Here is a 9,590-nt window from a genome sequence, read left to right as displayed (position 1 = left end):
GCCGCGCGGCCGTTCCAGAGCGATGGCGGGCTGAAGCTCTTGACCGGCAATCTGGGGCGCGCGGTCATCAAGGTGTCGGCGGTCAGCCCCGAACGGCGCCGCATACGCGCGCCGGCACGGGTGTTTCACGATCAGGACGCCCTGCTGGACGCATTCAAGCACGGCGAACTGGAGCAGGATATGGTGGCGGTACTGCGCTTTCAGGGCCCGCGCGCCAACGGCATGCCGGAACTGCACCAGCTGACGCCGGCGCTGAGCGTGCTGCAGGACCGGGGGTTTCAGGTGGCGCTGGTCACCGACGGGCGCATGTCCGGCGCCTCGGGCAAAGTCCCGGCGGCCATACACGTCACGCCGGAAGCCGCCGCCGGCGGACCGCTGGCGCGGGTGCGCGATGGCGACATGATTCTGGTCGATGCCGTCAGCGGCCGTCTGCAAGTCGAAGTAGACCATGCAGAGTGGGCAATCCGCTCGGCAGAACTACCCGATCTGGACCACAATAACTACGGCAGCGGACGCGAACTGTTTGCCGGCCTGCGCAGTCTGGCCGGCGCCGCCGAAAATGGTGCCAGTACTTTTTGCCACCCCTTGTGGCAGGACTAAAGGAAGAGGATATGGACGAGCTGACACTATTGCGACAGGGGCCGGTCGTGCCGGTCATCCAGATCAATGATCCGGCACTGGCGGTGGATCTGGCGCATGCGCTGGCCGACGGCGGCATCCGCGTGCTGGAAGTCACCCTCAGAACCAAGGCGGCACTGGCCGCCATCCGCCTGATCCGCGATCAGGTGCCCGGCGTGATCATCGGTGCCGGCACCCTGCGTACCCGTGCCCATCTGGAAGCGGCGGTCGACGCCGGCGCCATGTTCGGCATCAGCCCGGGCTGCACGCCGGAACTGGTCGCCGGAGTCAGGGCGCTGGAGCTGCCGTTTATTCCAGGCATCGCCACCCCGTCCGAAGCCATGCGCGCGCAGGATGAAGGCTTTTTTATCCAGAAGCTGTTTCCAGCCGATGCCATCGGCGGCATCAAGCTGCTCAAGGCATTGGCCAGCCCCTTGCCCGAACTGCGTTTTTGTCCGACCGGCGGCATCCACGCCGGCAATGCCGCCAGCTATCTGGCGCTGCCCAATGTAGTGGCAGTGGGCGGCTCGTGGCTGACACCGGAAGATGCCATCGCCGCACAGGACTGGCCGCGCATCACGGCACTGGCCAATGCCGCAAGAATGCTGGCTCCGCTACACTAAAGCCGGCAATCTGCCTGCCTCCCGGGTCACGCAGGAAAGCTGACCCGCAGCAGCGCCCCGCCTTCTGCGGCTTCTTCTATCGTCACACTGGCCTCGTGGCTGTTCGCGACTTCTTCGACGATGGCCAGACCCAGACCGCAACCGGCCCCATCCAGCAGTCCGCCGCGATTAAAGCGTTCGAAAACACAGCGGCGCTGTGCCAGTGCAATACCCGGCCCGCTATCGCTGACACTCAGGCAAAAGCCCGCAGACTCCGGTACCAGACGCACCGTCACCACGCCGCCTGTCGGCGTATAGCGCAGCGCATTGTCGATCAGATTGGCCAGCATTTCCCGCAGCATCAAGGCGTCGCCACGCAGTGGCACACTCTGCTCACCCTCGTAACCAAGATCGAGCCCGCGCGCCAGCGCATCCAGGATAAAGTCGCCGCTCACCTCGCGTGCCAGACGCGCCAAATCCAGTTGCTGCCATTCATGGCGCCGCGAGCCGGGCTCAAGCCGGGACAAGGCCAACAACTGCCCAGCCAGACGGATAAGCTGATCAGTCGAGCCTTCCAGCGCCGCCAAAGCCCGGGCTCGCAACATGTCATCGCCTTGTGCGGCAGCAAACTGTGCTTGCGTCTTGAGCAGGGTCAGCGGCGTGCGCAGTTGATGGGCGGCATCGGCTATAAAGCGCTGACGCACGGCCAGTTGCTGCTGCAACTGCTCCAATGCCTGATTCAGCGCCAGCAGCAGGGGCTTGAGCTCTTGCTGGACCAGCGCCGGATCCAGCCGCAGTTCGGGATCGCCGCCCCGTTCGGCCAATACCTGCCCCAGATTGCGCACCGGGCGCAAAACGCGGTGGATACCGATCGCGGCAAACAGGGCGGCCACGGCCGCCAGCAGCAGTTGGTGCAACAGTGATTCGCGCAATAGCGCACCGGCCAGTGCCTGGCGCGACAAGGTGGTTTCGCCAACTTGCACCACCATCAGGCGATTGCTGCCGCCGTAGTAAAACGGAAACAGATAGGCGGCGACCCGCAACTCGGCATCCTGATAGCGTACATCATAAAACGCAGTGTGAAATGCAGGAGGCAAAGGGACAGGCAGTGGCAGCGCGGCATTGCCGGTCAACTCGCGGCCACCGACAAAAGCCACCCGGTAGAACACCCGGTCCTGAAAATGGGATTCGAACATTTCCAGTGCAACTACCGGGATATCGACCGTCAGCTCGCCATCGGTCACGCTGACATGTTCGGCAATGCTGCGTGCCGAGGCCTGCAAGCTACGATCGAATGCCTGATTGCCCGCCGCGCGCGCGCTGTCACGCGCCAGCCAGGCATTGACGGCAACCAGCGGCAGCAGCGGTAACACCACCCACAACAGCAGTTGGCGGCGCAGGCTGGCGCGCAAAGGCGCCCTCGCCTCAGATCGCCGCCACATCTTCATCCAGCAAATAGCCCAGCCCGCGCAGCGTCTGGATACGTACACCGCTGCCGGCCAATTTCTTGCGCAAGCGGTGCACATACACCTCCATCGCATCGGCACTGATGTCTTCGCACAGGCCGGCCACCTGCTCAGCCAGTGCATCCTTGGTCACCGGCCGGCCCTGCCGGTAAAGCAGCACCTCAAGCACCGCCATTTCGCGCGGCGTCAAGGCCAGCACCGTCCCATCCACACTGTGGCTGCGGCTGGCGGCGTCAAACTGCAAGCGGCCGCACTGCACGCGGCCACCCGTCTGACCCTGACCACGGCGTAGCAAAGCCCGCACCCGCGCCTTGAGTTCGTCTACATCGAAGGGCTTACCCAGATAGTCGTCGGCCCCCAGATCCAGACCACCAATACGGTCATCCACCCCGCACTGTGCCGTCAGCATCAGCACCGGAATCCGGCTGCCGCGGCGGCGCAAGCGGCGCAGGATTTCGAAGCCGTCCATCCGCGGCAAACCGACATCAAGGATAGCCAGCATATAAGGCTCGCTCTCCAGCAACTGGTTGGCAATGATGCCATCGGACGCATGATCCAGCGCATGGCCGGCACTACTCAACACCGGAATCAGCCAGCTGGCCAGCTCGGGATTGTCTTCTACCAGCAGAATACGCATGGACTGAAAGCGATTTGAAAGGTTGGCAACTCTAGAATGCTAACACTAAAACCGCAGCAGATATCCATACATGATATTAGCCCGCAAAAAGACATGGTATCCGGTCGTCGCACTCAGCCTGCTGGCGGCCCCGGTCCATGCGGCCTGCCCGCCATCAAGCTATCCGGCGGCCTATCGGCAGTTGCTAGAGGCCGCCCGGCAAGAAGGCAAGCTGAGTATTTTTGCGACCACCGATTACGAGCAGGCCAGTGCCTTGCTGGCCGACTTTCGCCTTTGCTACCCCTTTATCCGCTTGAGCTACCACGAACTGCCCGCCAGCAAGATTGATGCACAAGTGCGCAGTGATGCCGCCCGTGGCCAGACCCGTGCCGATGTAGTGTGGAGCTCGGCCATGGATCTTCAGGTCCGGCTGGTCAATGACGGCTTCAGCCAGCGCTATGTCAGCCCGGAGCGTAGTGCCCTGCCCGGCTGGGCACACTGGCGCGACGAAACCTGGGGCACAACCTTCGAGCCGGTGGTCTTCGCCTGGAACCGTACGCGCATTCGCGATAGCGAGGTGCCTGCCACCCACGAGGCACTGCAGCGTCTACTACCCGGCGTCAGCAAAAGCTGGCGCCTGACCGGCTACGATGCAGCGGCTTCCGGTGTCGGCTATTTGTTTCTGACTCAGGATGCACGTTACAACCCGGCATTCTGGGCGCTGGCACGCGAACTGGCCAAGGCATCCACACGCCACGAAACCAGCAGCAGCGCCATGCTGGGCAAACTGGCCAGCGGTGATGCCGACTTTGCCTACAACGTCATCGGCCCCTACGCGGCCCAAAGGGCGCAGCATGACCCGCGTCTGGGCTGGCGCATACCGCAAGACTACACGCTGGTCGTCAGCCGCCTGACACTGATTACAGCCGCGGCCCCCCATCCGGCGGCGGCGCGGCTATGGACCGACTACATCCTGTCACTGCGCGGGCAGCAACAACTGTCTGCCAGCAGCACGCTGCCTCCGGTACGCAATGGTCTGCCCCGGCGACTGGGCCAGATTGACCTGGACGCCATAGGGGAACGCCTGCGCCCGATTCAGGTTGGCACCGGGCTACTGGTTTATTTAGATCGTGCCAAAAAGCGTTTATTCCTGCAGCGCTGGTACAGCAATGTCCAGCGCCCCACCCGCAGCCACACCCTATTTCCGATCAGCCCAAGCTGACACACCGCACGGGGCTGCGCGGCAAGCAGCCCTTCACACAAAGGAGAGACACCATGCAACTGAAGACCCTGATTGCCAGCCTGCTGCTGGCACTGGCCCCACTCGCCGCCCATGCTGAAGTCGAACAGATGAAGATCATGGCACCGGCCAATCCGGGCGGCGGCTTTGACACCATTGCCCGCACACTGGGCGATGCCCTCAAGGCCTCGGGGCAGGCCAAAAGCGTGATCGTAGAAAACAAGGCCGGTGCCGGCGGTACCATAGGCATGGCGCAATTCATCAATACCGACAAGGGCAACCCCCATGCCTTACTGGTGGCCGGTGCCGTCACGGTCGGCGCCATCGAAACCAACAAGTCGCCGGTCAATTTCGGGATGGTGACACCCATCGCCCGTCTGATGGGTGAATACAATGTATTGGTCGTTCCCAGCGATTCCCCCTACAAATCACTGCCGGCCTTGATGGCAGCCTACAAGGCCAAGCCCGGCGCGATCAGTTTCGGTGGCGGATCGGCTGGCGGCATCGACCACATCATGGCTTCACTGATGTCGGAAAAAGCCGGTATTGATCCGGACAGACTCAATTACATCCCTTATGCCGGCGGCGGTGAAGGCAAGGCCGCGGTACTGGGCAACCAGATCAGTGCCTATATCAGCGGCTATGGCGAACTGGCCGACCTGATCAAGGCCGGCAAAGTGCGGGCACTGGCACTGTCAGCCGACAAGAAACAGGCGGACATCAATGTGCCTACGCTGAAAGAGCAAGGCATCGACGTTGTACTGTACAACTGGCGCGGCGTATTCGGCGCTCCGGGCATCAATGAGGCCCAGAAGAAACAGTTGGGAAGCATGGTGAAAGCTGCCGTGCAAAGCCCGGTCTGGAAAGACAGGGCCGCCAAGCTGGAGTGGCTGGACCTGTATCAGGGCAGCGAACAGTTTAAGCCCTTCCTCGACGCTGAAATCAAGCGCACCGGCGTCGTCGTCAAGAAGCTGAAGCTGGGGAACTGAGCATGATACGCCGCGCCAATGGCGAGCAATGGCTCGCCGTCGCGGTGATTGCCCTGGGCCTGATCATGGCCGGGCAAATCACCGATATTCCGGCCGATGCAGGCTATGCCGGCATCGGCCCGCGCTTCTTTCCGACACTGGTGGTCACTGGACTCGTGATGTGCGGCGGCCTGCTGCTATTGCAGGCCAGCCAAGCCGCAAGCCTGCCTCCCGAGCAGGAAGTCCCGCCCGAATATGAAGAAGTGCGGGCCGATGCAGACTGGAGCCGCTTTATCCTGCTCTCGGGTGCATTGCTGGCCCATATGGCGCTGATAGGGCTGATAGGTTTCACGCTGGCCGGTACCTTGCTGTGCTTTGGCGTCAGCCGCGCACTGGCATCCCGCCATACCCTGCGCGACGCTATCGTGTCGTTTTTACTCGTGTTCGGGCTATTTCGCCTGTTTGTCTGGCTGGGTCTCAACCTGCCGGCACTGATTCCGGGAGTACTGTAATGGAATCCTTGCAAGCCCTGTTCTCGCTGGGGTTCGCTACGGCGTTGACACCGGCCAACCTGATGTGGGCGCTGCTCGGCTGTACGCTGGGCACCGCGATCGGCGTCTTGCCCGGTGTGGGCCCCGCCGTCACGGTTGCTCTCTTGCTGCCGGTCACCCACAGCATAGAGCCCACCGGCGCGCTGATCATGCTGGCCGGTGTCTACTACGGTGCCATGTTTGGCGGCTCGACCACCTCCATTTTGCTGAATACGCCCGGTGAAGCCGGCAGCATCGTCTCGGCGCTGGAGGGCAACAAGATGGCACGGCGCGGCCGGGCCGGACCGGCACTCTCCACTGCCGCCATCGGTTCCTTTATCGCCGGGACCATTGCCACTGTTATGCTGACCCTGCTGGCGCCACTGGCGGCAAACATGGCGCTCAAGCTGGGGCCGGTGGAAAACTTCTCGCTGATGGTACTGACCTTCGCGGCCGTATCTGCCGTACTGGGCAACTCGCCCAGCAAAGGCATGACCGCGCTCTTTTTCGGACTGGCCCTAGGGCTGATAGGCATAGAAGAACAATCCGGCCAGGCACGCTTCACCATGGGCCAACTGCCGCTGATAGACGGTATCGATATCGTGGTGGTGGCGATGGGCTTGTTTGCCATCGGGGAGACGTTGTATAGCGCAACCTATGAAAACGGTGTCAAACCCAAACTGGAAACGGTTAAGGGCTCGGTCTGGATGAGCAAATCCGACTGGAAGCGCTCATTCTGGCCATGGCTGCGCGGCACCGCCATCGGTTTTCCCTTCGGTACCATTCCGGCCGGTGGGACTGAAATGCCGACGTTTTTGTCCTATTCGGCAGAAAAAAAACTCGCCCGCGGCAAGGCCAAGCAGGAGTTCGGCCATGGTGCCATCGAAGGTGTTGCCGGCCCCGAAGCGGCCAATAATGCAGCGGTCACCGGTACGCTGGTGCCCTTGCTGACGCTGGGCATTCCGACTTCGGCGACCGCCGCCATCATGTTGTCGGCGTTCCAGCAATACAATATCGTCCCGGGCCCCCTGCTGTTCGACACCTACCCCGAGCTGGTATGGGGGCTGATCGCCTCGCTGTATATCGGCAATGTCATGCTGCTGGTGCTCAATCTGCCACTGGTCGGCTTGTGGGTACAGTTGCTGAAGATTCCGCGCCCATTGTTGTATGGCGGCATCGTGGTTCTGGCTACCATGGGCGCTTATTCCCTGCGTCAAAGCTGGTTCGACCTGATGCTGCTCTATCTGGTCGGTGTGGTCGGCTTCGTGATGCGCCGCTTCGACTTTCCGGTGGTACCCTTGATTGTCGGACTGATTGTCGGGCCGCTGGCAGAAAAACAATTCCGCCGTGCCATGGCCATTAATCAGGGCGATGCCACGGTTTTTTTCACCCATCCCATCTCGCTGACTATCCTCTGCCTGACCGCAGCCATCGTGCTGATACCGCCATTGCTGCGCCGACGCCAGGCTCTGCTTGCCAGCTGAGTCCCTCCCCCAAACGGTCAACAGCCAGCGCATGCCCATCAAAGCAGGCACTGGCCGTTGCCACGTTTCCACAAATAGCCGCAAATAACCGCAAACATTTGAATTTGTTTGCTTTATGCTCCCTCAAGATGCAATCTGGATTAAAGCTTTTATTCAGAAAAATAAACTACACGAGGAAGCGCAGCAATGAATACCTATCCCGCTACGGCACTGGATCTGTCCCGCTTTACTTCTCTGGGCGATATGCTCGCCACCAGCGTCAAACACTATCCGGCACGCACCGCTTTTTGCAATATGGGCGCCAAGCTCAGCTACCGCGAGCTGGATCGTCAGTCGGCCGCTTTTGCCGTCTATCTGACGACCGAACTGGGACTGAAACAGGGTGACCGCGTCGCGCTGATGATGCCCAATCTGCTGCAATATCCGATAGCACTTTATGGCGTGCTGCGCGCCGGTCTGGTTGTCGTCAACGTCAATCCGCTCTATACCCCGCGCGAACTGGAACACCAGTTGTGCGACTCGGGCGCGCGCGCCATTGTGATCGTGGAGAATTTCGCGGCGGTATTGCAGCAAGTGCTGGCCAATACGCCGCTAGAGAAGGTGATCGTCACCGCCGTGGGTGACCGCTTGGGCGCGGTCAAAGGGACGCTGGTGAATTTGGTGCTGCGCCATGTGAAAAAAATGGTGCCGGCATGGTCGCTACCCGCTGCCGTGCCCTTCAATGAAGCGCTGGCCAAAGGCCTGAAGCAGCCATGGCGGGATGCACAGGTTGCACAAGGCGATATTGCCTTTTTGCAATACACCGGCGGCACCACCGGCCCTTCCAAGGGGGCCATCCTGAGCCATGGCAATCTGCTGGCCAATATCGAGCAGGTCTATAGCCTGGTATTACCGGCACTAGGCGATGCCAGAGTCGTCATGGCGACACCGTTACCGCTGTATCACATCCTGGCACTGGCACTGAACTGCCTGCTGGTTAACCGTGCCGGCGGCACCTCGATCCTGATGAGCAATCCGCGCGACCTGCCGGCGGTGATCAAGGATCTGGCGCGCTACCCCATTAGCTGCATAACCGGCGTCAACACCTTGTACAACGCATTGGCCCATCATCCCGATTTTGCCAAGCTGGACTTCTCGTCCTGGAAAGTGAGCGTAGGCGGCGGCGCCACCATCCAGCAGGCGGTGGCGGAAAAATGGCAAGCCGTCACCGGCCTGCCGCTGATAGAAGGCTATGGCTTGACCGAAGCCTCGCCCATGGTCTGCGCCAATCCGGTGCTACAGGGCCGTTACACCGGCACCATCGGCCTGCCTATTCCCGGCACCGAAATTGCCTTGCGCGATGATGCAGGCCGGGATGTTGCCCCGGGCGAAGCCGGCGAGCTATGCGTGCGCGGCCCGCAAGTGATGCAGGGTTACTGGCAGCGGCCGGATGAAAATGCCAAGGTCTTCCACGCCGACGGCTTCCTCGCCACCGGTGATATTGCCCAGCTGACCGCGCAGGGCTTCTACAAGCTGGTCGACCGCAAGAAAGACATGGTGCTGGTGTCGGGCTTCAACGTCTATCCCAATGAAATCGAAGATGTCGTGGCACTTCACCCCGATGTGCAGGAAGTCGCCTGCATCGGCATTCCGGATGAGCGCACTGGCGAAGCGGTGAAGATTTTTGTGGTGAAGCGCAATCCGTCACTGACCGAAGACGCGCTGATCGCCCACTGCCGTGCCCATCTGACCCCCTATAAAGTGCCGCGCCATGTGGTCTTTCGCAGCGACTTGCCCAAGACCAATATCGGCAAGATCCTGCGTCGGGATCTGCGCGACGAGGTGCCGGCGGCGTAAGCGGCAACATCCGCATAAAAAAACCCCGGCGCGGCCTATCAGGTCGCACCGGGGGTTTTTATATCCGCATCAAGAGCGGCATGCACTCGCCGCTCAGCCGGCTTCTTCCTCGCCGCTATCGGCCTCGACATGGCCCAGCATGCCGACAAAGCGGAACTCGATTTCCAGCAGCAGCTCGTCGATGCGGATCACCTGCAGGCGGATCTGGTCGCCACGGTTCAGCTCGGGCA

General features: G+C 61.5%; 8 protein-coding genes and 1 pseudogene. 7 read left to right on the top strand and 2 right to left on the bottom strand.

The window, feature by feature from the left end:
* Nucleotides 1-600, top strand: a pseudogene (locus tag ACRC1E_RS00070) (phosphogluconate dehydratase); the annotation flags it as partial.
* Nucleotides 601-611: 11 nt separating this feature from the next.
* A complete protein-coding gene (gene eda, locus ACRC1E_RS00065; protein WP_438513067.1) occupies nucleotides 612-1,241 on the top strand; it encodes a bifunctional 4-hydroxy-2-oxoglutarate aldolase/2-dehydro-3-deoxy-phosphogluconate aldolase in 630 nt (209 codons plus the stop codon).
* A gap of 26 nt (nucleotides 1,242-1,267) precedes the next feature.
* On the opposite strand, the gene ACRC1E_RS00060 is transcribed toward eda, so the two are convergent.
* Entirely contained in the window at nucleotides 1,268-2,662 is a 1,395-nt protein-coding gene (locus tag ACRC1E_RS00060) for a sensor histidine kinase (RefSeq protein ID WP_438513066.1), read from the bottom strand.
* Entirely contained in the window at nucleotides 2,646-3,323 is a 678-nt protein-coding gene (locus ACRC1E_RS00055) for a response regulator (RefSeq protein WP_438513065.1), read from the bottom strand. The genes ACRC1E_RS00060 and ACRC1E_RS00055 overlap by 17 nt, the downstream gene beginning before the upstream one ends.
* A 70-nt stretch (nucleotides 3,324-3,393) precedes the next feature.
* On the opposite strand from ACRC1E_RS00055, the gene ACRC1E_RS00050 reads away from it, so the two are divergent.
* The 5 genes from ACRC1E_RS00050 to ACRC1E_RS00030 all read left to right on the top strand — a co-directional run bounded on the left by ACRC1E_RS00050 (nucleotide 3,394) and on the right by ACRC1E_RS00030 (nucleotide 9,360).
* Entirely contained in the window at nucleotides 3,394-4,524 is a 1,131-nt protein-coding gene (locus ACRC1E_RS00050) for an ABC transporter substrate-binding protein (protein ID WP_438513064.1), read from the top strand.
* 53 nt (nucleotides 4,525-4,577) lie between these two features.
* Nucleotides 4,578-5,531 carry a Bug family tripartite tricarboxylate transporter substrate binding protein gene (locus ACRC1E_RS00045; RefSeq protein ID WP_438513063.1) on the top strand — a complete coding sequence of 318 codons (954 nt, stop codon included), beginning with the start codon at nucleotides 4,578-4,580 and terminating at the stop codon, nucleotides 5,529-5,531.
* A gap of 2 nt (nucleotides 5,532-5,533) precedes the next feature.
* A complete protein-coding gene (locus ACRC1E_RS00040) occupies nucleotides 5,534-6,022 on the top strand; it encodes a tripartite tricarboxylate transporter TctB family protein (RefSeq protein WP_438513062.1) in 489 nt (162 codons plus the stop codon).
* Nucleotides 6,022-7,524, top strand: coding sequence for a tripartite tricarboxylate transporter permease (locus ACRC1E_RS00035; RefSeq protein ID WP_438513061.1), 1,503 nt, complete (start codon nucleotides 6,022-6,024; stop codon nucleotides 7,522-7,524). Before ACRC1E_RS00040 ends, ACRC1E_RS00035 begins: the two co-directional genes overlap by 1 nt.
* Nucleotides 7,525-7,710: 186 nt before the next feature.
* A complete protein-coding gene (locus ACRC1E_RS00030; RefSeq protein WP_438513060.1) occupies nucleotides 7,711-9,360 on the top strand; it encodes an AMP-binding protein in 1,650 nt (549 codons plus the stop codon).
* Nucleotides 9,361-9,590: the final 230 nt, after the last annotated feature.

Origin of the sequence: Craterilacuibacter sp., from assembly GCF_051659485.1 — a bacterium.
In the GTDB taxonomy this organism is placed as follows: Bacteria; Pseudomonadota; Gammaproteobacteria; order Burkholderiales; family Chromobacteriaceae; genus Craterilacuibacter.
The sequence above is the reverse complement of the archived record's forward strand: the minus strand, read 5'-3'. Positions and strand labels throughout refer to the sequence as shown.

Bases quoted from the DNA above. Each gene is read 5' to 3' on its own strand.
- eda (WP_438513067.1), top strand. From the start codon at position 612: ATGGACGAGCTGACACTATTGCGACAGGGGCCGGTCGTGCCGGTCATC.
- ACRC1E_RS00060 (WP_438513066.1), bottom strand. From the start codon at position 2,662: ATGTGGCGGCGATCTGAGGCGAGGGCGCCTTTGCGCGCCAGCCTGCGC.
- ACRC1E_RS00055 (WP_438513065.1), bottom strand. From the start codon at position 3,323: ATGCGTATTCTGCTGGTAGAAGACAATCCCGAGCTGGCCAGCTGGCTG.
- ACRC1E_RS00050 (WP_438513064.1), top strand. From the start codon at position 3,394: ATGATATTAGCCCGCAAAAAGACATGGTATCCGGTCGTCGCACTCAGC.
- ACRC1E_RS00045 (WP_438513063.1), top strand. From the start codon at position 4,578: ATGCAACTGAAGACCCTGATTGCCAGCCTGCTGCTGGCACTGGCCCCA.
- ACRC1E_RS00040 (WP_438513062.1), top strand. From the start codon at position 5,534: ATGATACGCCGCGCCAATGGCGAGCAATGGCTCGCCGTCGCGGTGATT.
- ACRC1E_RS00035 (WP_438513061.1), top strand. From the start codon at position 6,022: ATGGAATCCTTGCAAGCCCTGTTCTCGCTGGGGTTCGCTACGGCGTTG.
- ACRC1E_RS00030 (WP_438513060.1), top strand. From the start codon at position 7,711: ATGAATACCTATCCCGCTACGGCACTGGATCTGTCCCGCTTTACTTCT.